We start from the raw sequence: 21,879 nt of genomic DNA on the forward strand, positions 1-21,879 counted from the left end.
GCATCTTTCCGGTATTTTCCGGATCGCATTTAACGGCTACTGGATTCCGTTCCCGCGTTGATCGTACAGATGCTTACCCGGTTCCAGTCGGGCTCCTCGAACATGTTCCCTACTCCCTGGCCCTCGGCTACAATCCGTTCTTCTGCAATTCCATACTTGCCCACCAGCATTTTTTTCACGGCCTCCGCTCTTTGTCGGGCGATCCGCTCGTTAACTTCCACGCTTCCCTCAGGAGAGGCATAACCCTTGATGAGCACACTTGCTCCCTTATGGTTCTTTAAATAAGTAGCGATACGTTCGACATTCGGGAGTTGGGAGTTGTCAACTGTCGTCCTGCCCTGGCGGAAAGTTATGACGGATTCCAGCGTCTTTTTAGTGTTGTCAATGGTGTCTTTCACAATTTTTGGTTCCTGGTTGCGGCATTTGTCCAGTGCGGCCTCCAGTTCCGTTACCTTTCGCACTGCCTCCTGCAATGCCTCGGCATCTTTACCGGCCTGTGTATGAAGTTCATTAATTTTTGCGTTCAAGACATCCACCTCCTGCTGGTCGTAAGCTCTCACTTTTGTAAAGTGGTGTTTCCCGTTACTACATCCGAAATGATACTTCAGACCAACGGATATTTCCCATACGGCCCGTCCGGAATGGAAACGTACGGCTTCGGAACCCATAGCATTCATGTCATAGACCAGGGCAGGTTTCAGTGCCAATGTCCATGCCTTGCTCTCTCCCAGGTTGAAATTAAAGTTCAGGCCCAGTTTTGTTGACATGCTGTTCTGATCGGAACCCGTTTCCCGGTTCATATAATAATGCAACCATCCGATTCCGGCCACCGCTTCGATTTCAAAAGGTCTGGGAACCCCGGTATAGGTCCCAAGGAGATTGTTCAGGTTCACCAACCCCAACAGACTGACATTGGAGCGGTCGAAAATGGTCCTGCTTTGTGAGGTGTTAAAGCTTCCGACCGCCTCCAAACCGAAACCGAAAACCGGTGTCAATTGTTTATTCAGTTCTATCCCCGTGATCGGGCGCATGTTTCCAAAGAAAGAATGATGTGTTAACGGGGTTGTTCCTCCCGCACTGATCCCGATGGACCAGTTGTCCAGAAACTTGTTACCCTCTACTGCAGTCTGGGCATTTGTGTGATACATAAAAACACCAGACAAAAACAAACTGATAAAAATTTTCTTCATCATAAGGTTTAATTTTTAATTATTTTGCAAAAATCGAAATTTATTCAAAAACACATGTTTTCATTCCAGCTCTTTTTTTTGTCATTTTAGCTCTTTAATGCAAAGAAACTGGCTGTATGGATGACCTTCAGAAGTGATTCTTTTTCTTTTGGAAGAAGTGGCATTCAAAAGAAGAGTATTCATAAGTTTTAATATTTTGATTGTTAAACTACAAAGACACAAGTTTTTTCCATTCATGTGAATCACAAGTATTATCATGAGCGATCATTCTGCCTGCTTCCCCATGAAAAGCAGTGTCGATCTGTTTATTAGCAATGCAAAAACATGGACAATTATATTTATAATTTTGCAGCAATACAATCATAGCATAAGCGGTTTTATGCTTATTAATCATTCTCGATAATCATCCAAACCTGTTGCACGTCCATCCGGTCATGTAAAGTAAAATTCCCAGGCCTGGCGGAGAAATGCCCCGTATTACTCCTCCTGACCTGGGAATAGAATGATGCGGATGAGATTCCCGCACTGTTTCAATCCATTTTCATCACTATCTGAACATTCGGGTTATTTGCTATCCAGGGCATTCCAATAATCCATGTTGGTAACCCGTTCCAGCAGGACTTTTCTGTCCCCTTCACGGATATTGTCCGCAGCAGTGGCGGAGATAATGGCCGCACGCTTACCCACGCCACGCCATTTAATCATCCGGGCGGGAACTCCACGCCCGATCAGGGCGGCATGCACCTTTTCAGCACGCCGTGCGGAAAGGGTCAAGTTATAGGAGTCGCTTCCTTTGGCGTCCGTGTAGCCCGTGATAAGGAAACGGCTGTCCGGATAGCTTTTCAGTAGCTCTGCCAGCCTGTCAAGCGTTCTTTCCGAAGTGGCTGTTATGACATCCCTGTCAAATTCAAAATGGATATTCTCCAAGAGATCACACGCCATAGTGTCAATAATGGCCGGAACCTCCACCTTTTTCTCAACCACCCGCTCGACGATTCTTTCCACGGGTTTCTCTATCTCCACATATCGTACCACCGGAGCCGCATGTTTGCTCTTTCCGCCAATACGCCAGATGACACTGGCAGAAACCTGAACGAAGTGGGGAAGCCCCTTCTGCACGGGCAGAAGGTATTCACCTTGTAACCCCAGCCCGAACGAGTTGCTTAACCAGGCTTTCACACCCGCCCCGAAAGACAGGGGAACAAACGAGTTTTTGTCGGATGAACGCCCGTCAGGATTCCAGATGTCGGAAGACTCCCAATATGCCTGTCCGGTTGGATCATCCTCAAAGTTGCCGCCATATACGGAAGCAAAGTCTTTATGCAGATAGTTCACACCTACCCTGAGATAAGGTTCAACCCATTGGGATCTGAGCAGGGGAGTAAAGCGGAATTGTAGCCCCAGTCCCCCCATGTACAGTAAATCACGTTTCCTGTCATCACCTGCGGTACGGTTGTTGTTTTTCGTCAAACCGACGCTTCCCTGCAAATCCAGGTAAAACCACCGGTTCAATTCCCGTGCGATGTACAAGTTTGCCCCTCCCATCAGATGATTCGCTTTCAGGTTATAAAAGTAGTTGTCCGGCGTACTCCGGAAACCAGTGACTGACACCCGACTCCAGTTTATCAGCGAACCGCCGAGACCGATCTCCCAGGCTTTTGATTCCTTTTCTGACAGTCCGTCATGCGTCACCTCTGCCTGGAGAGGCACACGACGGGTCGTTTTCGTGTCCTGTCCTCTCACCGCCAGAGAGACCAACAGCAAGGAGAGACACACAAAGCATATCGTTATTTTTTTTCTTCATATTCAATTATCCAATAAATAAATCAATTCATCCAGTCGACAGGACAATCCTTGATTGGCAAGGGCATCCGCTTGGACCAGTCCGCAAAATCAACTAAATAGTACTTATCTTCCTCTTTTAACAGATAGTAAGCGTAACGCCCACGGTACTCGTTAGATATATTATATGTTATTTTATCAGTGCTTTCTGTCCGTCGTCTGATATCCAGACCAATCCAGTTATTGGGATAAGTGCTTGTCAGTTTAAAGCGCTTGCCTCCCGTTGACAACGGCTTGGATCCGGTATGTACAGTTCCTCCCGTTCCATTGATGAAAGTACGCATTTCTATAAATACAGCCCGATTTTCTTCCAGCTCTGATGCCGGCAACTTGCCTTCCGGATGTTTCCAAACATTGGTTCCTTCCTCTTTTGTAAATTTATCTTGCCCTGTCGGGTAAGCGTATGTTTTATAAAAATCCTGTAAATTATCCGTGTCAATCTCTCCCCACATGGTGGTAATACCCTGCTTGATTTCAATAAACACACTGTTTTCTTTAAAAGATGGGGCCGGATACACTTCCGGGACATGTATCTTGTCCTGCAAATATATAGTCTGTCCATAGTCATTATAACTTCCCGTACCATCACCAAAATACAGTGCCGCATAATTGTCTGTTTGGTCCCATTCATATTTCGCCAACTTGCCGACAGTATCATTCTTCGCCACATTTGCCTTCTCCGTCTCTGTCAAAACCAACGGACGAATGATGTAGAGATATGAGTTTCCATTGCTATAGCGGACTAACTGATCTTTGTCCACATTTCCTTCGTTGACAGGCCGGTTTATATCTTTAACCCTGGCCGATTTCATACTATTATAAGGAGTAGTAATGGACGTCGGATACTTATCCCATTCTCCATCCACTTGACGCTCGAATCTGTAATATACATTTAGTGTCCTATAAATATCTATCGACGTATTAGAATAATTAGACAGATATGCGCTTGTAATGATAGCTCTAACATTGATCCTATTCGGCACCAACGTGTTGCCCGCACTCGTTTCCTGCGTTCCATCAACCGTTACAGTCACACTTCCTTTCCTTTCTGATAAACCCTTATTGTCTGGCAATTTATCCCATGTGACCTTGAACTGCCCTTCCTCGTTTGTGATAAATGCATCCGTAGAAGATACACCGGGTAAGTCGCTCACTTTTACTCCGGCTGTGACCTTTTTGCCGGTCTTGTCATACACGGTAAATAGAACCGAACCGTCCGAAGGTACAACATACTCTTTCAGGGAAGAGTTCCAGTATTCAGGAATAACATTGTATTTTCCAACTTCTATCTCGATAACAGAGGATTTTCCGGTCAGGAAATCCCAGAAATCAGTCTGCTTGTTCCGGTCCGCCGGCCATTTTTGGTCAGGATTATGCGGGTTGTCCACATCACCGGACGAGATATACTCTTTCCAAAGCTCGTAGGCACTTTTACCGTTGGCTCCGTTAGCTCCATCCTTTCCGTCCTTTCCATCTTTGCCATCCTTACCGAAAGCGGGCTTGCCTGTATCCGTTCCATTTATATACCAGTTGCCGTTATCGCCAATGGCAACCTCGGGAGATTTCCCGTCCTGCCCAACGGCCTTTTTCCCGGTATCCGTTCCGTCCACAAACCAGTTGCCGTTATCGCCGATGGTGACCGTAGGAGGCACGGCATCCTTTCCGTCCTTTCCATCTTTGCCATCCTTACCGAAAGCAGGCTTGCCTGTATCCGTTCCGTTAATATACCAGTTGCCGTTATCGCCAATGGTGACTGTCGGCGGTATAGCATCACGACCATTCGTTCCGTCTTTACCGTCTTTACCATCCTGACCATCACGCCCACGTGCGCCGATACCGGTATCCTCTTTCCCAATGAACCAGTTGCCGTTATCACCTATATGCGGTGTCTGTCCGTCCTCTCCGCTGGCTCCGGTCAGGAAACGCCAGAAATCCTGTACCGTGTTGTTTTCGGAGGGCCATTTCTCGCCGGGATTATGCGGGTCGTCCACGCTACCGCTGGCAATCATGTCTTTCCACTGCTCGAAAGCACTCTGACCATCCTTCCCGTCTTTGCCATCTTTTCCCTTGAGAAACTTGAAGAAGTCAGCGACTTCTGTCTGATCCTTCGGCCAGTTGACGGTTCCATCCGCAACTTTTTCCTTCCAAAACTCGTAGGCTGAAAGCCCCGTATCACCTTTGGGCCCCTTGGGCATGGTGATATCCACGTCTGTACAGGATGTCATGAATGACACTATGACCATGCCGCACAGAACTGATGATTTGAATAAATTCATGTAATTGTTTAATTTTAAATATATAAAATGAGGAATAAATCAATATAATCAATACCTAAAATAATTCCTTGATTTACGGAAAAACGAGCAGTAAAAATTAACCATACTTGTTATAGTTATTAATATTAATAATATATTTTTTGCAAAATAAGATGAATATTTTAATTTTTAACTTATCAATTTAGCTCTATTTTTTAACAATTCGTTCAGTAATCATGATTTTATTAATAAATAAACCGTATTTTTGGCCTATATCAATATTTATATTTGAATATGTACATTAAAATTCCTGCATAATCAGATGCAACCGACTATAACAAGAAATACCATACGGTTGTTATGGTCACTTTGATCATCTAACAATTTCGTCTTCAGACAATCCGTTCTTGTAATCAATAACTTGAAGCGTTTAAAAATCAGGAAGTACGGTATATTTTGGACCTTTTTCTTTCTTGTATGTTATTTCCCCACTCCCGGCTGTTGTCTTTTAGCACGCAGCATTTCTGCCACTTTCTTTTCCGTCCAACGCTCGAAGTCCTCCACCTCTTTCCTGATCTTCCATATTAGCTTCCTGTCCCTGTTCCACTCGAAGCAGTTCTCCAGCCTGTCAAGTGTCTTGGCGTCCGCATTTCCCGACATCAGAACGTAGCGGTATTTGAGCCGCCAGCCCCTTTTAAGCTGCCATGCGTTATGCACCAGCGAAAAAAGAAACAATTCCACGATGGTGACTTGAACAAGATACGACCTGGAATATGTCACGTTGAAACTATGGCTGTGGTTTACTTTCAACCCTTCCAACCGGTCTATCTGTCGGCTCAACTGTTGCAGGTACTCGTCCGTTGCTGCACCCTTGTTCTTTCATCCGTCATCCTGAACAGGACTTTGTTCGCCTGGAGTGTTTTATGCATTTCCAGCACGTCCTGACCGCCTGCGGTGTCTTTCCTAGACAGATGCAGACAGCCTGCCACATTATATCAAGTTGCTCCTTGGTCAGTTATCCTTTTCCCTGCTATTTTCCATGGCTGCGTAATTTTCGGTTTGCGCTCTTGGCGAAGAATTGCTTAAATTCGCTATTATTCAACAATTTGCGCTGTTCAACCAACTTGGTAAAACTATATAAAAACAACTGTTTTACTACTAAGGTAGAAATTTACGCTTATTATCCGTTTTTGATCAGGTGTGAGAGTTTCGGATCCGCCTTGATGCGCTCGATCTCGTCAGCGACAATCTGCTTAACCTCGCTCTTGATGCGGTAGTAGTTGGCATCAATCTGCTGCTGCATGGTGTCGTTGCCATCCTTATCGGTGAAGTCGATGATCTGCGGTATCTTCACGTAGCGGGCGGTCTCCCGCCTAACCTTCTCGTTATCCACTACAATCTCGGCATGGAAAATCTTCTGCTCGATGCGCTCGTCGAAGTTGTCGGCTACCGCCCCCACGAACATGCCCTGCGTGAGGTTGGAAATCTTGCTTGCCGGAATAAGGCTGTCCATCTGGGTGTTGATGGAGACGGAAGTCTCGTTCCGGTTGATGGTCATGTTCTGCCGTTTCTGCAGGACCTTTCCGAAGCGTTCGGAGAGCGTCTTGGCGGTTTCCGCAACTACCTGACCTGCAAATACATTGCCGACCGTGTTACAGATTACGGCGCTTTCCTTGTCACCGTAGTCACGCTTCAACTGAGAGAAATCCTGAAAGCCGAGCATGACGGCTACCTTGTTGCTTCGAGCGGTGGCAATGAGGTTATCCAGCCCACGTATGTAAATGGTGGGCAGCTCGTCGATAATCACGGAGGATTTGAGACGTTTCTTCTTATTGATGAGCTTGACAATGCGGGAGTTGTACAATCCCAAAGCCGCCCCGTAGATGCCCTGACGGTCGGGATTGTTGCCGACTACCAGCACTTTCGGCTCTTTGGGATTGTTGATGTCGAGGGTGAAATCGTCCGCCGTCATCACCCAGTAGAGAGCCGGGGAGATCATGCGGGAAAGCGGTATCTTGGCACTGGCAATCTGCCCCTGCAACTGCTCCACCGCCGAGCTTTCCCATGCGTCCATGAAGGGAGAAAGGTAGTTCTCAAGCTCCGGGTACGAGGTCAGGATGGGGAAAATGTCGGCATACTTGCGGTTCAGGAACTCGATGGCATGGGGGAAGGTGCAATACTTGCCGTTCTTGTAGATTTTGAGATACCATATAATACTGGCTAACAGAATGATAGGCGATTCCACGAAGAAATCGCCCTGCTTGGAAATCCACGTGCGGTTCAAATTTAACATTATCGTGTAGGCACTCTCGTAGGCATCGCTGATGTCGGTCATGAAGTCGGGATGGATGGGGTTGCAGCGGTGGCTTTCCCTCGGATTGTCGAAGTTTATCACGTAGAACTTGGGCTTGACCTTGTAGCTGTCCAAGTGGGCGAGCAGGTGGTTGTAGGCTATCTCGGCGAGGTCGGGGTACTTGAAATCATACAGGAAGAGCGAATAGCCCTTCTCGATGGTCTGTTTGATATACTGGTTGATTATCGCATAGGACTTGCCCGAACCGGGCGTACCCAAGACCATCGTCGCACGGAAGGGATTGACAAGGTTAATCCATCCGTCATACGCCCTTCCCCTGAACCAGAAGCGGGTGCGGAGATTGACAGAATACTCGTTCTCCTTCAGTTCGGTCTCCTGCATGAAGGATTCGTTCTCGACGTTGAACACGTCTTCGAGCAGGTCGGTCTTCAGCAGGCGTGACATCCACAGCCCTGCCATGAGCAGGCAGATATACCCGACGGTAAGGGTGGCGATATACAGCACGGTGTCTGCCGGAAGCGACAGAGGAAGGGCGAGCAGCCACCAGTTGCCGAAAAAGAGCAGCAAGCCGGATACGCCGCAAAGGATGATCCTGCGCCACGTGATTTTCTGCTCCTTCACGCCCTTTGTGCCGAGGCAGCTAAGGGCGAGGAACAGCACGGCGAAGAGCTTCGTCCAGAGGATATTGGAGAACAGCCCGGCGGTACGCTGGAAGCCGAGCAATATCCTATCGACCACGCCGATGTCGATGCCCCATTCCCGGACGGACTGGTAACAGAACCAATAAATATTGATGACTACAAATAAAATGCTTATCGCACGCATGAACTCCATGACTTTGGCGAGTCCACGCAAATCGTCTTCGTTTTGCATAATTCGTTGAATTTTAAGTTGATTATTGTTGCCTGCCGTACTTGCGCCTCTTTTTCTTTTTGCGCTGCGGCGGTACGGGCTGGTCACCGGACGCTCCGCCGGGTACGAGGGCAAAGAGGTTGAAGGAGGCCGCCACGTTTTGGGTAGTGCCGTCCTTGTGGTCGGGACGATAGCCGGTATGTCCGTCCCATTGGGATGCGCCCGTATGCTCCTGCTGCCGGGTGGGATGTTCCACTCCGGCGGAGGGTTGCGGCAGGTGAATGCCTTCCTGCTCGGCGAAAAGGTCGTTGAACACGCCTGCGGAAAACTCCTTGCCCAGACGGGAGCCGTTGAAGACGGCTTTGGCGGCATGGTCGATGAAGGTCGCCCCATAGATGCGCCCGGCTTCATTCTGACGGAATACCACGCCGATTCCCTGCCGCATGAGTTCCCGCTCGAACTGCGCCCGGTCATGCCCTGCGGTCTGCATGGCGGCTGCAACCTTTTCGGCGGTGGCGGCGGCGACCTCCTTGTGGGTCTTTTCCCATGCGGCAGCGTTGTGCATCCGCCTTTCGAGGGCAGCGATGCCCGCCTCCTTGCCGAACACGGAGGACTTGAAGGGCTTGCCGACCTTGTTGCCCTCCCTGTCAGTTGCCGAATAGGTCAAGCCGTGATACTCCCGCCCGCCGTATTCCCCCTTTACCTCGTCCACCGTGATGCCGTAAAGGGAAAGCACGGCACGGTATTCGCCCAATGTACGGAAACGCCACTCCCGGGCGAGCGGGCGGATGACTCCTGCCAACTGTCCCTTGAGATTGCCGTCCCCGTAACCGACGGGCGACAAGGGCAGCCCCTCCTTCCACTGCTTGGGCGTAGCCGGGACAAAACCGAACTGCCGTTCCAGTTCCCGGCAAACCTTCATCGAACGCCCGTGCTCGTAGCTGTCGGAAATCGCCCGCCCGGTTTCGTCCACCCGGACGGAGACGATGTGCAGGTGCTCCCGCCCGATGTCGTTGTGGCGATAGACGATATAGGGCTGGTCGCCGAAGCCCATGCGCCGCATATACTCCTCCGCCAAGCTGACAAACCGCTCTTCACTCAAGCAATCCTTCGGGTCGGGATTGAGGGAGATGTGCAGGACGGGCTTCTCGGTCTTGCGGTTGGCTGTGAGGTAGTCACCGAACGAGCGGGAAAGATGCCCTATCGTGTAGGGGTTATCGCCCTGCGGCTCGATAATCCGGCTGGTGAAAAGCACGTCGGCGTGCCGTTCGTCCACCTTCAACTGGTTGTAGGCAAGCACCCCGTACAGGCTGCTTCCGTGCGAGATCTTGGCTATCATCGGACGGGGTATTTGCTCTGGAACTCCTCCACCAGTGCGGAAATCCGCTTGCTTAACTCGACCAGTTCAAGGGTGTGCCGCTCCAGCTTGTAGAGGAAAGCGAGGGCTTTCTTCTCCGAGAAATTGGATTTGAGCGCACGCACGCATTGGTTGTAGTTCGTGCCTATGGCACGGAACTGCGAGTGGAAAGTGGTCAGGCGCATGTAGAAATCCTGCGTCCCCTTATCCAGTTTAATAACCTTAATCTCCCTGCCGAAAAGTGCGGAAACGATAAACTCCGCCTTGGTCGCCTTGCCCGACTCGTCGAAAAGCGCGAGGAAACGGGCGTTGTCCCCGTCATCCAGACGGAACACGTAGCGGTGGCGCATCTTGTCGGGCTTGGGCTTTCGCCCGTGGTTGCCCGCATACTTCTTCTGATTGTCCATCATCCTGTAAAATTTTAAGTGAAACATGGTCTGAAAACGCCGTATGCCTACGGCTCTCCCCGTGAGCAGCCCCCGACTCTGGAGGGGGATGCCACATTGAGGGGGCAAGGTGGTGGTGAGGCACGAAATTCATTTCGAGTGCCGCAGCACACAACTTGCCATTTTCGTTTGAAAATAAAATCCGTCCTGCCGGACAGATTGAGGATGCCCTTGCCTGCTGCGGAGTGCCGGGGCACTCCCTCGGGCGGTTGCCGCTCTTTTTCATTCTTACTCTATTTTTGTTTCCGCCTGCAAAGTAACAGCCCTTTTCCCGTCCGGTCACCATGCCCGGATGCGACAAACCTACGGGTGTAAGGACAATGTGCGCCACATTGATAATCAGCTATATAATCCATCGATAATTTACTATTCTTTTGCATCGTGAAAGCAATCAGACAGTTGTCCGGAAGGACATATAAACAGGCGGTCGGACAAGTGAACGGCTGACCGGATAAACTGCCGGACAGATGATGGTTTTACCGGACGGTTAAACGTTTAGCCGGATAAATGGCTAAACAGCTAAACGGTCAATCGGGCGGTTGGATGACCGGATGAACGGCTGGATAAATGAACGAATGAATAGAGAAATGGCTGCATAGGCAACCGGATGACAAACTAACTGAATGACGATATGGACAGACAGACATTAAATGTGGCTTTCGCCACACAAAAAGGCGGCATCGGTAAGACCGCCCTGACTGTACTGGTGGCAGGTTACCTGCACTACCGCCTGGGCTATCCGCTGGCGGTGATTGACTGCGACTTCCCGCAGTACAGCCTGTACGAGATGCGGGAGCGTGACAGCCGGGCTGTACTGGAGAACGAATACCTGAAACGGGCGGCTTACGAACAGATGCGGCAACCGGGGCGTGCCGCCTATCCGGTGCTCAAGTGCCGGGTGGAGCAAGCCCCCGATACGGCAAGGGATCTGGCAACAGAAAACCGCTACGATCTGCTTTTCTTCGACCTGCCGGGCACGGTGAACTCGGCGGGCATTCTACGCACAATCGCACAGATGGACTACATCTTCGCCCCGATAAGTGCGGACAAGGTGGTGCTGGAAAGCACACTCGCTTTCCTCGACGTGTTGCAGCGGATGATGTTAGGTAAAGAAACAACGAGCCGTTTGAAAGGGCTCTATCTTTTCTGGAACCTGGTGGACAGGCGGGAAACAAGCGGACTGTACCGGAAATACGAGCAGGTGGTTGCTGAAATGGGGTTACCCATGCTACAGACACGAATCCCAGACACGAAACGTTTCCGCAAAGAGGCGGACAGGGGGAATCGGATGGTGTTCCGCTCCACCTTGCTACCCCCTGACAAGCGGATGATTGCTGGAAGTGGCATCCCTGAACTGGCCCGTGAGATATTATCCATTCTTAAACTGGGAGATTATGAAGAAGCGGTGGAATGAGGAACCTATCGACGAGGAACTGCTGATGCGAATGATGGCAGGCGAAAAGGTGCGCTCTGACGGGAATGGCGGTGCGGAGGACACGGAAGAGGGGGAAACCGGGAGAAGGGGAACTGCTGTACCCATGGAGAAGGTGCGGGGAGGGAAAACGGCGAATGCGAAACGGTGCAAGCCAAGGCAGACTTCGGACTATGAAACGACCTACCTCAAAGGTATGGACATTCCTGCCCGTTACGGCAAGCCGGTCTATGTGCGACGCGAGTATCACGAGCGCATCGCTAAAATCTCGGTGATGCTGACGGGTGGCAGGGTGTCTCTCTCGGCATACATTGACAACGTGCTGGCGCAACATTTCGAGCAGTATCGGGAGGAGATCGAGGAGGCATACGCCGGAAAACTGGAAAACTTATTTTGAAAAGAAAGGAGGAGACAATGATACTGAAATTATTGATCCTTGTCCTGACGGTGTACTACATCTGGGTATTTTGGAAATATTACCGGCAGGATATTACCGGGCTGTTCGAACGTACGGAAAAGTACGGGACGGAAAAGGAGCCGGAACAACCGGGTGAGCCGTACACGGTCATGGGCAGAAGTACTTACCAGCCCTTTATGGAACGGAACGAGGCGGGGGAAGAAACGGACGATGCCCGGAACAAAACGGGTGGAAACGAATCTAAAGCCGGAAACGTGGAGGAATCTGGAACGGCGGACGACGGGGCGGATTACTCCGACATCGAGCCGGAAGAGGACGAGGAGGAGGAATACGTGCCCACACCAGAAGAGGTTAGGGAACTGGAGGAGGAAGAAGAACTGGGGGCTTATTATTCGGACGGCAATCCCGATTTCGCCACGGGATACTCCTTCGAGGACCTGAAGAAGGTACACCGGGTGCTGGTGTCGGACGATGCGGACGAAAAGGCGGAACGGGAGGCTCGTGAGGTGTTGCCCTCGGTGATGGGGTCGGATATCTGGGAACCGATGCTGGATGCATTCGAGGGTGCACGGCAGCGTGTCGCCCGACTGATGAAAAATCATAATGTTTAACTAAAAATGTTCAAGACAAATGAGAAAAAAGAAATTCTTTTTGATTGCGGCCTGCCTGACGGCTGCAATGGGTGCTATGGCACAAGGAAACGGGCAAGCAGGCATTACGGAAGCTACACAGATGGTCACCTCGTATTTCGAGCCAGGCACGAAATTAATTTACGCCATTGGTGCTGTGGTAGGGTTAATCGGAGGGGTGAAAGTATATGGAAAGTTCAGCAGCGGGGACCCCGACACGTCAAAGACGGCGGCGTCGTGGTTCGGAGCCTGCATTTTCCTGATTGTGGCGGCCACTATCCTGCGTTCCTTCTTCTTGTAAAACTTCGGATCATGGACTTGGAAATCAATAAGGGGATTGGCAGGAACGTGGAGTTCAAGGGACTGGAAAGCCAGTACCTTTTCATCTTCTGCTGCGGTCTGCTCGCCGTGTTCGTGGTATTCGTCATCCTGTACATGGCGGGTGTGAACCAGTGGGTGTGCATTGGCTTCGGTGCAGTTTCAGCCACGTTCCTTGTATGGCTCACCTTCCGCCTGAACGAGAGATACGGTACCCATGGGCTGATGAAGGCAGCCGCCCGAAAGCGGCATCCGAGATACGTGCTGAACCGCCTGAAATTTCCCCGGTTATTCACCTTTAAACATTGGAAAAAATGAGAAATGTAATGAAAGCGACAACGTTGGAAAGCAAGTTTCCGCTGCTGGCGGTGGAAAACGGCTGCATCGTGAGCAAGGAGGCGGATGTGACAGTCGCCTTCAAGGTGGAATTGCCCGAGTTGTTCTCCGTGATGGGGAGCGAGTACGAAGCGATCCATTCGGCTTGGCACAAGGCGGTAAAGGTACTGCCGGATTACTCCATCGTGCATAAGCAGGACTTCTTCATCGAGGAGAAGTACCGGCCGGAAACGGACAAGGATGATCTGAGCTTCCTTAGCCGCTCGTTCGAGCGACACTTCAATGAACGCCCATTCCTGAACCATTTCTGCTACCTGTTCCTTACCAAGACGACGAAGGTGCGCAGCCGTCAGGAGAGCACCTTCAGCACGCTGTGCAAGGGCAGGATTATCCCGAAAGAGATAGAGGACACGGAAACGGTGACGAAGTTCCTTGAAGCCGTCGGGCAGTTCGAGAAGATCATGAACGACAGCGGGTTCGTCACACTCCGCCGCCTTGCGACGGACGAAATCACGGGGACGGAACGGTCCGCAGGCATCGTGGAGAAGTACTTCTCTCTCGCAGGGCGACACGACGGTATTGAAGGACATCCAGCTGAACCCGGAGGAGATGCGTATCGGCGACGACTTCCTCTGCCTGCATACCCTCTCGGACACGGAGGATCTGCCGGGCAAGGTGGGTACGGACAGCCGTTATGAACGGCTCTCGACCGATCGTTCGGACTGCCGCCTGTCGTTTGCCGCCCCGGTGGGCCTGCTGCTGGATTGTAACCACGTGTACAACCAGTACATTTTCATTGATGACCACACGGAGAACCTGAAACGCTTCGAGCAGACCGCCCGGAACATGCACTCGCTCTCCCGCTACTCCCGTTCCAACCAGATAAACAAGGCCTGGATCGAGGAATATCTGAACGAGGCACATTCGAAAGGGTTGACATCGGTGCGTTGCCACTGCAACGTGATGGCATGGAGCGATGACCGGGAGGAGCTTAGACGAATCAAGAACGAGGTGGGCAGCCAGCTCGCCCTGATGGAGTGCAAGCCGAGGTATAATACCGTGGACGTGCCGACCCTTTTTTGGGCGGCGATACCGGGGAACGAAGGGGACTTCCCTTTCGAGGAGAGTTTCTACACGTTCATCCCGCAAGCCCTGTGCTTCTTCACCGAAGAAACGAACTACAAGGACTCGCTCTCGCCCTTCGGCATCAAGATGGTGGACAGGATGACGGGCAGACCGCTGCATCTGGACATTAGCGACTTGCCGATGAAGAAAGGCGTGATCTCGAACCGCAACAAGTTTGTCCTCGGTCCGAGCGGAAGCGGCAAGTCGTTCTTTATGAACCACCTTGTGCGCCAGTATTACGAGCAGAACAGCCACATCGTACTGATCGACACGGGCAACTCGTATCAAGGACTGTGCGAGCTGATCCATCGCAAGACCAAGGGCGAGGACGGGATTTATTACACGTACACGGAGGAGAAGCCCATTAGTTTCAATCCTTTCTTCACGGACGACTACAAGTTCAGTGTGGAGAAGAAGGACAGCATCAAGACGCTGCTGCTGGCGCTGTGGAAGGGCGAGGACGAGAAAGTCACGAAGACGGAGAGCGGCGAGCTGGGCAGTGCGGTGTCGGCGTACATCCGCAGGATACAGCAGAACCGGAGCATCGTCCCCTCGTTCGACACCTTCTACGAGTACATGCTGAACGATTACCGGAGGGAGCTGGCTGCAAGGGACATCAAGGTGAGCCGGAAGGATTTCAATATCGACAACTTCCTGACCACGCTCAGACAGTATTACCGTGGCGGTCGTTATGACTTCCTGCTGAACTCGAAAGAGAACATCGACCTGCTACACAAGCGGTTCATCGTCTTCGAGATTGATGCGGTGAAGGACAACGCCGAGCTGTTCCCCGTGGTAACAATCATCATCATGGAAGCCTTTATCAACAAGCTGCGCCGCCTGAAAGGGGTGCGGAAGATGCTGATATGCGAGGAGGCTTGGAAAGCCCTTTCCTCACCGAGCATGAGTGAGTATTTAAAATATCTATACAAGACCGTCAGGAAATATTTCGGCGAGGCGATTGTCGTCACGCAGGAGGTGGACGACATCATCTCGTCCCCCATCGTGAAGGAGGCTATCATTACTAACTCGGACTGCAAGATCCTTTTGGACCAGAAGAAGTACATGAACAAGTTTGACGGCATCCAGTCGATGCTTGGGTTGACGGACAAGGAGAAGTCGCAGATACTCTCCATCAACCTCGCCAACCATCCCGGACGGAAGTACAAGGAGGTATGGATCGGTCTGAACGGGGTGCAGTCGGCGGTGTACGCCACGGAGGTGTCGTCCGCCGAGTACCTGACGTACACGACGGAGGAAAGCGAGAAGACGGAGGTGTTCGCACTGGCGGAAGAACTGGGCGGTGACCTGGAACTTGCCATCCGGCGGCTGGCGGAAACAAAATACAAGTGATTCAAATCATTTAACAACCAATAAAAAGAAACAGTATGAAAGAAGAACCTATGTAAAAGCCATCCGTATGGGTTGGGGCGAAGGAAGTGTCTATTTTTCCACGGAACCCGGCACAACACCGGACGAATATGTGGATGAGATCTGTATGACGCAGGAGCATACCATCATGGGATGGATATATGTTTTTAAGGGGGTAAAAGACGGGCGTACCGTTTTCAGCATGTACAATGCGACCAATGTCACCCTCTATTACAAGACTGTGGAAGTCGAGGAATAGCCGGGGCAGGACGGTTGGCTGCATGCTCAAATGTCCAGTCAGCTAAACAGTTGAACGGCCAAATGTCCAAACGATTGAACATGCAAACGGCTAAACGGTATGGAAAAAAGACTTTTTGTAAAACTTTAAAATAGAACCAATATGAGACGATTGAATCTGATCCTGCTGCTGTCTGCGGTGACGGTGGCACTGGCGTTTGTCATTTCCTGCAAGGAAACAAGCGCGGACCGGTTGAAAAAGATGTGCGGCGAGTGGGTCAGCACGGGTAGAAAGCCCCCCTTCACCCTTTGGGAAGAGAACGGCCAGTACCATGTGACCGTCACACACAGTAACTACAAGGGTGATGACAGGCAGGAAACCTACCTCGTCCGGGAAACGGAAGGGGTATTGTTCATTGAAACGGGCTTCGCCGTGATGATGGACTATGACCGGAAGAAAGACCGCATCCGGCTGTCTCCGGGCGGTGAATACAAAAGAAAAAGTAACGAAACCATAAAAAAATAAGAATATGAAAACAGTAAAAGCAATCATTGTGGGTATGGTGTGCCTGACGGCAGGTGCGGCCAACGCCCAGTGGGTTGTTAGCGACCCCGGCAACTTGGCGCAGGGCATTATCAACACGACCAAGCAGATCGTGGAAACCTCCGCCACCGCCCAGCACACGTTGGACGGTTTCAAGGAAACGGCGAAAATCTTCGAGCAGGGACGGAAGTATTATGATGCGCTCAAGGCAGTGCATGACGTGGTAAAAGGCGGCGTGAAGGTGAAGAAGTCCATCGATCTGGTGGCGGACATCTCGGAAATCTACGTGCGGAACTACCAGAAGATGCTCGGCGACCCGAACTACACGCCGGACGAGCTGTCAACCATCTCGTTCGGGTACGCCAAGCTGCTCTCCGAGAGTGCGGACATCCTGCAAGACCTGAAGAACGTGGTGAATGTGACGGGAATGTCGCTCTCGGACGCCGAACGGCTGGCAATCATCGACCAGAGCTACAAGCGGCTGCTGGAATACCGCAACCTCGTACAGTACTACACGAACAAAAACATATCGGTAAGTTACCTGCGGGCGAAGAGGAAAAAGGACACCGACCGGGTGATGGCTCTCTACGGGGATGCGGAAGACCGTTACTGGTGAGGCTGGCAATATATGATAATACATGCGTACATATATAATAAAAGTATAGGACTATGTTGTTAGCGATAGACTTCACGAACCTGCACGAGATATTGCAGGCATTGTATCAGGACATGATGCCGCTCTGCGAGAAGCTGACAGGGGTAGCCAAGGGAATTGCCGGGTTGGGTGCTTTGTTCTATGTAGCCGCCAAGGTGTGGCAGGCGATCGCCCGTGCCGAACCCATTGACGTGTACCCGCTGCTGCGCCCTTTCGCCATCGGGCTGTGCATCCTCTTCTTCCCCACCTTCGTCATCGGCACGATCAACACGGTACTCTCGCCCGTGGTGAAGGGTTGCCACGGGATGCTCGAATCACAGACCTTCGACATGAACCGGTACCAGGAGCAGAAGGAGGCTCTGGAGAGAGAGGCGTTCCGGCGTGACCCGGAGAAGGCGTATCTGGCAAGCCGGGAAGACTTTGACAAGAAGCTCGACGAATTGGGCTGGTCACCGAAGGACTTGAAGACGATGGCGGTAATGTACATCGACCGGGCGGAGTACAACATGAAACGCAATATCCGGCTGTGGTTCCAGGAACTGCTCGAACTGCTGTTCCAGTCGGCCGCGCTGGTGATCGACACGATACGGACGTTCTTCCTGATCGCCCTCTCCATACTGGGCCCGATAGCATTCGCGCTCTCGGTCTATGAAGGATTCCAGAGTACTCTGACGCAGTGGATCACCCGGTATATATCCATCTACATGTGGCTGCCCGTGAGTGACCTGTTCAGCTCGGTACTGGCACGTATCCAGGTCCTGATGCTCACCAGGGATATCGAAGCGATGAGTGACCCGTCCTTCATCCCGGACAGTTCAAATGCGGTTTACATCATATTTTTAATCATCGGGATATTCGGGTACTTCACGATACCGACCGTCTCTAACTGGATTATCATGGCTGGGGGTGTGAGCCAGGCCAACCGTGCGATGAACCAGACCGCCACGAAGATAGGCAACGTCACCGCCGCCGGCGCCGGTGCAGCCGTGGGCAATATTGCCGGACGGATCATCAAGTAGTACGGACTTTCCCGAGCATACGAATATACGAATCATAACAAAATGACTGGAAAAATGGAATTTAAAAGTTTAAGGAATATAGAAACGAGCTTCCGGCAGATCCGGCTTTTCCTGCTGGTCTTCGCCGGGCTGTGTGCCCTGACCACGGGTGTGGTGGTGTGGAACTCGTTCCGTTTCGCCGAAGCGCAACGTCAGAAGATTTACGTGCTGGACAAGGGCAAGAGCCTGATGGTGGCGCTCTCTCAGGACATGGCGCAGAACCGCCCGGTGGAGGCCCGGGAACACGTGCGTCGGTTTCACGAGCTGTTCTTCACGCTCTCGCCCGACAAGGTGGCTATCGAGGGGAACGTCCGCCGGGCACTCTTCCTGTGTGACGAAAGCGCCTTCCGCTATTACAAGGACTGGCAGGAGAAGGGTTTCTACAACCGTATCATCTCCGCCAACATCCACCAGAGTATCCGGGTGGACAGTGTGACATGTGACTTCAACCGCTACCCTTACCAAATGAAGACCTATGCCCGGCAGTACCTCACCCGGGCGAGTAATATTACCGAGCGCAGCCTCGTGACTCGTTGCAGCCTGATCAACTCGGGGAGGTCGGACAACAATCCGCACGGCTTCATGATGGAACAGTTCACCATACTGGAGAACCGGGATTTACGAACCGTCGAACGCTGAGAATCATGAAAAGAAGAATCATCACAAGAATACAGGATTGGGCGGATGAAAGCCTCCGCCGTCTGTGCGGACGCATCACGCCTGACGTACGTGTGACCCTGATCGTGATCATGCTGCTACTCTTCGGGGGAGTGTCGGTCTATATGACCGTATCGTCCATCTACCGTATCGGCAGGGAGGACGGGCAACATCAGGAGAAAGAACGTGCCGGAAGGCTCAGACTGCGGAACGACAGTGTCATCAACCCTTTCATTGGTTTGGACCATGGGACTGTCGGAGAGGATTAGCGGATGGCTGCAACGCCGGAAGGAGGCGGTGCATCGGCAACGGATATACCGGGCTTCGGCTTACTTCGGCAGTCTGTTGAAACATGGGGAGGCGGACGCCGTGGCGGTGCGCCGGTGCGCCGGTGCGTGGAAGACTATAAGGACTTCCCGGAAATGACGAAAAGGCAGGTTGAACTGCTGCTGGAACACGGGAGCCTGTACAGCATCCGTCAGGCCGGACGCCCGGAGTGGCAGGCGGTCATTGAAACGCTGGCAGGTACCTGTTACGGGCGGCAGACCTTGGACGGCACCCGCCACAGCGTGGCGGAAGAGGCTGAGAATCCGCTCTCCCTGCTGTTCGCCCGGTACGAGGAGCTGAGAGAGGGGTACGAGAATCGCCGCTACAAGCCCCTGCTTCCGACTTCTGAAATACAGGCACGGAGGAATGAGGCTCACCGGTTGCTGAACTACCGCATGAGAGAGAGCGACCTCGCCGCCCTGAAGGATCTTGCATTGAAAGGGAAAAGGCCCGAGGATTCGGTCATCCTACGTCACGGTCTGGAAACGGGCTACCGGGAACTCGACGGCCTGCAACGCCAGTGGAGGGAAGAGCGCATCGATGATGACTATCCCGGCATGGAACAGACTGAAAGGCAGATGGATGCCGGGCGTGGCTCACTGATGCGGCAAGCTGCCGCCCTTTACGAGGAGAAACTGGCTGGCAGGTTGCCCGGGGACTACCTGGAAGCGGTGAGTGATGAACGGAGAATGCTTCGGGAACTCGCCCGGAACGGATGGAGCGAGCGGGTGGAAATCCCCAGGGAAACACTGGTCAAGTACGGGCTGGCGGAAGTTTTTTCCGAAATCGCCTCGCTGCGGTGGAACTACCACCTAAGCCAGGACAACGGCGATCTTTCCCGTGAATACCCGGCAGCCGCCATCGACCGTCACAGCCGTACAATTCGGGAACAGGCAGCAAGGGAGGCGGAAAAGCTGGAGAAACGGCTGTTCCTCACGGGGGCAGGACGGAAGGGACACGCTATCGTCCTGCGGACTGACAGCCGGATACGACCGGAAGATCTGTTCCGGTGGGAACAGAAAAACAGGCGGCAGGTGGATGACACGGAACAACGGAAGCCTGTCCGGCGAGTAAGAAAATTTTAAACCAATAAAGAATATGGAAGAAAAAGGAATCAGACAAGAGGAACGTGCCACAGCCACGACCGACATGGGAAAGGAAGGCATCACGGCACAGGAAAACCGGGAAACGGGCGTAAGCCCTGCCGGAAAGGAGAAGGAAAGACGGAAGAGGGAACCTGAAAAACCGCTCACCCCGAAACAATTGCAGCAGCGCAGGAAACTGCTGGCCTATCCGCTGATGGGATTGTTGTTCCTCGGCTCGATGTGGCTGATATTCGCTCCGTCGGACCAAAGGGACAGAGTTCAGCAGGGTGTCGGGGCATTTAACGCCGAGATTCCGCTGCCACAGGACGAGGGCATTTTGGATGACAAGCGCACGGCTTACGAGCAGGCGGAGATGGAACAAAACCGGAAGCAACGGGTACGCCCGTTGGAGGATTTCGCCCCTTCGGAGGAGGATGAACCGGAGGGTGCGGTAGCGGAGCCGCCAGGCAGCAACCCGGAACGGTTCCCGTTCCGGGACTATTCGGGCGACCGTGACGATCGCTCTTCAGTCGCCGCTTACCGTGACATCAACCGCCAACTCGGTTCGTTTTATGAGCAACCTCAGGCGGACGGAGAAAAGGAGGAGCTGAAAAGGCAGGTGGAGGAACTGACCGCCAAGCTGGAAGAAAGGGAGCGGCAGGCGGGCGGAATCGACGATCAGGTGGCGCTGATGGAGAAGAGCTACGAACTTGCCGCCAAGTATATGGGACAGAACGGGCAGGACGGCGCAGCCGTGCAGGTGCCCGCCACCGGGCAGGGCGGAAACGGTTTGGGACAGCCTACCGTGGCGGTACAGGCGGCACGGGAGCGGACGGTATCGGGGTTGCAACAGACCATAAGTGATGCGGAGTTCATGCGGCAGTACAACCAGCCGAGGAACTACGGCTTCAACACGGCAGTGGGCAGCGGGTACACCCTCGGGAAGAACACGATCCGGGCATGCATCCATGAAGACCAGACCGTCATGGACGGGCAGACGGTAAGGCTTCGGCTGCTCGAACCGCTGCAAGCGGGCAACCTCGTGATACCGCAGAACACCCTGATCTCCGGCACAGGAAAGGTGCAGGGGGAACGGCTGGATATCGTGGTGTCGAGCATCGAGTACCGGGGCAACCTGCTGCCTGTGGAGCTGACGGTGTATGACAGCGACGGGCAAAAAGGGCTGTCCGTCCCCTCGTCGCTGGAGCAGGAGGCAGCGAAGGAGGCGATGGCGAACATCGGCGCAGGGCTGGGAACGAGCATCTCGTTCGCACGGAGCGCCGGGCAGCAGGTGGCGATGGACATCACCCGTGGGCTGATGCAGGGTGGCAGCCAGTACCTCGCCAAGAGGTTCCGCACGGTGAAGGTGCATTTGAAAGCGGGCTACGGGCTGATGCTCTATGCCAAACAGCAATAACGGAAAACGGGATA

At 52.4% G+C, this 21,879-nt stretch carries 19 protein-coding genes and 2 pseudogenes; 14 read left to right on the forward strand and 7 right to left on the reverse strand.

All coding sequences use genetic code 11. The annotated features are described in order from the left end of the window. Positions 1-29: 29 nt before the first annotated feature. The 7 genes from NXX38_RS09880 to mobA all read right to left on the reverse strand — a co-directional run bounded on the left by NXX38_RS09880 (position 30) and on the right by mobA (position 10,217). Positions 30-1,190 (reverse strand): OmpA family protein, encoded by a 1,161-nt coding sequence (locus tag NXX38_RS09880; protein ID WP_032532599.1) that lies wholly within the window; start codon positions 1,188-1,190, stop codon positions 30-32. Between the two features lie 564 nt (positions 1,191-1,754). After that, entirely contained in the window at positions 1,755-2,966 is a 1,212-nt protein-coding gene (locus tag NXX38_RS09885) for an OmpA family protein (RefSeq protein WP_032532519.1), read from the reverse strand. A gap of 50 nt (positions 2,967-3,016) precedes the next feature. Continuing rightward, positions 3,017-5,308 carry a hypothetical protein gene (locus tag NXX38_RS09890; protein ID WP_032532520.1) on the reverse strand — a complete coding sequence of 764 codons (2,292 nt, stop codon included), beginning with the start codon at positions 5,306-5,308 and terminating at the stop codon, positions 3,017-3,019. A gap of 459 nt (positions 5,309-5,767) precedes the next feature. Beyond that, a complete protein-coding gene (locus tag NXX38_RS09895; protein WP_014299618.1) occupies positions 5,768-6,127 on the reverse strand; it encodes a hypothetical protein in 360 nt (119 codons plus the stop codon). A 340-nt stretch (positions 6,128-6,467) separates the two neighbouring features. Then, entirely contained in the window at positions 6,468-8,474 is a 2,007-nt protein-coding gene (gene mobC / locus NXX38_RS09900) for a conjugal transfer protein MobC (protein ID WP_032532521.1), read from the reverse strand. 22 nt (positions 8,475-8,496) lie between these two features. Then, a complete protein-coding gene (gene mobB, locus NXX38_RS09905) occupies positions 8,497-9,792 on the reverse strand; it encodes a conjugal transfer protein MobB (protein WP_032532522.1) in 1,296 nt (431 codons plus the stop codon). Beyond that, positions 9,789-10,217, reverse strand: coding sequence for a conjugal transfer protein MobA (gene mobA / locus NXX38_RS09910; protein ID WP_004327358.1), 429 nt, complete (start codon positions 10,215-10,217; stop codon positions 9,789-9,791). Before mobA ends, mobB begins: the two co-directional genes overlap by 4 nt. A gap of 670 nt (positions 10,218-10,887) precedes the next feature. Between mobA and NXX38_RS09915 the strand changes: the two genes are divergently transcribed. The 14 genes and pseudogenes from NXX38_RS09915 to traM all read left to right on the forward strand — a co-directional run bounded on the left by NXX38_RS09915 (position 10,888) and on the right by traM (position 21,865). After that, complete coding sequence (locus NXX38_RS09915) at positions 10,888-11,670, forward strand: ParA family protein (RefSeq protein ID WP_032532524.1); 783 nt, start codon at positions 10,888-10,890, stop codon at positions 11,668-11,670. After that, entirely contained in the window at positions 11,651-12,085 is a 435-nt protein-coding gene (locus NXX38_RS09920; protein WP_032532525.1) for a DUF3408 domain-containing protein, read from the forward strand. The genes NXX38_RS09915 and NXX38_RS09920 overlap by 20 nt, the downstream gene beginning before the upstream one ends. Before the next feature lie 17 nt (positions 12,086-12,102). Further along, complete coding sequence (locus NXX38_RS09925; RefSeq protein ID WP_008640912.1) at positions 12,103-12,717, forward strand: hypothetical protein; 615 nt, start codon at positions 12,103-12,105, stop codon at positions 12,715-12,717. Positions 12,718-12,736: 19 nt separating this feature from the next. Continuing rightward, positions 12,737-13,036, forward strand: coding sequence for a DUF4134 domain-containing protein (locus NXX38_RS09930; RefSeq protein ID WP_008640913.1), 300 nt, complete (start codon positions 12,737-12,739; stop codon positions 13,034-13,036). Between the two features lie 11 nt (positions 13,037-13,047). Next, positions 13,048-13,371 carry a DUF4133 domain-containing protein gene (locus NXX38_RS09935; protein ID WP_008640914.1) on the forward strand — a complete coding sequence of 108 codons (324 nt, stop codon included), beginning with the start codon at positions 13,048-13,050 and terminating at the stop codon, positions 13,369-13,371. Next, positions 13,368-15,867: pseudogene (locus NXX38_RS09940) on the forward strand (TraG family conjugative transposon ATPase). The gene NXX38_RS09935 and the pseudogene NXX38_RS09940 overlap by 4 nt, the downstream one beginning before the upstream one ends. A gap of 67 nt (positions 15,868-15,934) precedes the next feature. Continuing rightward, positions 15,935-16,144, forward strand: a complete 210-nt coding sequence (locus NXX38_RS09945) for a hypothetical protein (protein WP_008640916.1) — start codon at positions 15,935-15,937, stop codon at positions 16,142-16,144. Between the two features lie 141 nt (positions 16,145-16,285). Next, the gene (locus tag NXX38_RS09950) at positions 16,286-16,648 is read left to right on the forward strand and encodes a DUF3876 domain-containing protein (protein ID WP_008640917.1); all 363 of its coding nucleotides are present in this window, start codon (positions 16,286-16,288) and stop codon (positions 16,646-16,648) included. Positions 16,649-16,652: 4 nt separating this feature from the next. Next, positions 16,653-17,282 carry a DUF4141 domain-containing protein gene (locus NXX38_RS09955; protein WP_032532527.1) on the forward strand — a complete coding sequence of 210 codons (630 nt, stop codon included), beginning with the start codon at positions 16,653-16,655 and terminating at the stop codon, positions 17,280-17,282. 53 nt (positions 17,283-17,335) lie between these two features. Continuing rightward, positions 17,336-18,340: a conjugative transposon protein TraJ gene (traJ, locus tag NXX38_RS09960; RefSeq protein ID WP_032532528.1), complete on the forward strand. Its 1,005-nt coding sequence runs from the start codon at positions 17,336-17,338 to the stop codon at positions 18,338-18,340. A 54-nt stretch (positions 18,341-18,394) separates the two neighbouring features. After that, the gene (traK, locus tag NXX38_RS09965) at positions 18,395-19,018 is read left to right on the forward strand and encodes a conjugative transposon protein TraK (RefSeq protein WP_032532600.1); all 624 of its coding nucleotides are present in this window, start codon (positions 18,395-18,397) and stop codon (positions 19,016-19,018) included. 5 nt (positions 19,019-19,023) lie between these two features. Further along, positions 19,024-19,305, forward strand: coding sequence for a TraL conjugative transposon family protein (locus tag NXX38_RS09970; protein ID WP_032532529.1), 282 nt, complete (start codon positions 19,024-19,026; stop codon positions 19,303-19,305). A gap of 3 nt (positions 19,306-19,308) precedes the next feature. Further along, positions 19,309-20,448: a hypothetical protein gene (locus tag NXX38_RS09975; RefSeq protein WP_225549350.1), complete on the forward strand. Its 1,140-nt coding sequence runs from the start codon at positions 19,309-19,311 to the stop codon at positions 20,446-20,448. 13 nt (positions 20,449-20,461) lie between these two features. After that, positions 20,462-21,865, forward strand: a pseudogene (gene traM, locus NXX38_RS09980) (conjugative transposon protein TraM). Positions 21,866-21,879 lie beyond the last annotated feature (14 nt).

Source organism: Bacteroides sp. BFG-637, assembly GCF_024793605.1.
GTDB classification, from domain to species: Bacteria; Bacteroidota; Bacteroidia; order Bacteroidales; family Bacteroidaceae; genus Bacteroides; species Bacteroides vicugnae.

What these genes read in the sequence shown, in the direction of transcription:
- NXX38_RS09920 (WP_032532525.1), top strand. Translation starts at nt 11,651, where the DNA reads ATGAAGAAGCGGTGGAATGAGGAACCTATCGACGAGGAACTGCTGATG.
- NXX38_RS09930 (WP_008640913.1), top strand. Translation starts at nt 12,737, where the DNA reads ATGAGAAAAAAGAAATTCTTTTTGATTGCGGCCTGCCTGACGGCTGCA.
- traJ (WP_032532528.1), top strand. Translation starts at nt 17,336, where the DNA reads ATGTTGTTAGCGATAGACTTCACGAACCTGCACGAGATATTGCAGGCA.
- NXX38_RS09915 (WP_032532524.1), top strand. Translation starts at nt 10,888, where the DNA reads ATGGACAGACAGACATTAAATGTGGCTTTCGCCACACAAAAAGGCGGC.
- NXX38_RS09975 (WP_225549350.1), top strand. Translation starts at nt 19,309, where the DNA reads ATGGCTGCAACGCCGGAAGGAGGCGGTGCATCGGCAACGGATATACCG.
- NXX38_RS09890 (WP_032532520.1), bottom strand. Translation starts at nt 5,308, where the DNA reads ATGAATTTATTCAAATCATCAGTTCTGTGCGGCATGGTCATAGTGTCA.
- traK (WP_032532600.1), top strand. Translation starts at nt 18,395, where the DNA reads ATGGAATTTAAAAGTTTAAGGAATATAGAAACGAGCTTCCGGCAGATC.
- NXX38_RS09925 (WP_008640912.1), top strand. Translation starts at nt 12,103, where the DNA reads ATGATACTGAAATTATTGATCCTTGTCCTGACGGTGTACTACATCTGG.
- NXX38_RS09945 (WP_008640916.1), top strand. Translation starts at nt 15,935, where the DNA reads ATGGGTTGGGGCGAAGGAAGTGTCTATTTTTCCACGGAACCCGGCACA.
- NXX38_RS09955 (WP_032532527.1), top strand. Translation starts at nt 16,653, where the DNA reads ATGAAAACAGTAAAAGCAATCATTGTGGGTATGGTGTGCCTGACGGCA.
- NXX38_RS09935 (WP_008640914.1), top strand. Translation starts at nt 13,048, where the DNA reads ATGGACTTGGAAATCAATAAGGGGATTGGCAGGAACGTGGAGTTCAAG.
- mobA (WP_004327358.1), bottom strand. Translation starts at nt 10,217, where the DNA reads ATGGACAATCAGAAGAAGTATGCGGGCAACCACGGGCGAAAGCCCAAG.
- NXX38_RS09970 (WP_032532529.1), top strand. Translation starts at nt 19,024, where the DNA reads ATGAAAAGAAGAATCATCACAAGAATACAGGATTGGGCGGATGAAAGC.
- mobC (WP_032532521.1), bottom strand. Translation starts at nt 8,474, where the DNA reads ATGCAAAACGAAGACGATTTGCGTGGACTCGCCAAAGTCATGGAGTTC.
- NXX38_RS09880 (WP_032532599.1), bottom strand. Translation starts at nt 1,190, where the DNA reads ATGAAGAAAATTTTTATCAGTTTGTTTTTGTCTGGTGTTTTTATGTAT.
- NXX38_RS09950 (WP_008640917.1), top strand. Translation starts at nt 16,286, where the DNA reads ATGAGACGATTGAATCTGATCCTGCTGCTGTCTGCGGTGACGGTGGCA.
- mobB (WP_032532522.1), bottom strand. Translation starts at nt 9,792, where the DNA reads ATGATAGCCAAGATCTCGCACGGAAGCAGCCTGTACGGGGTGCTTGCC.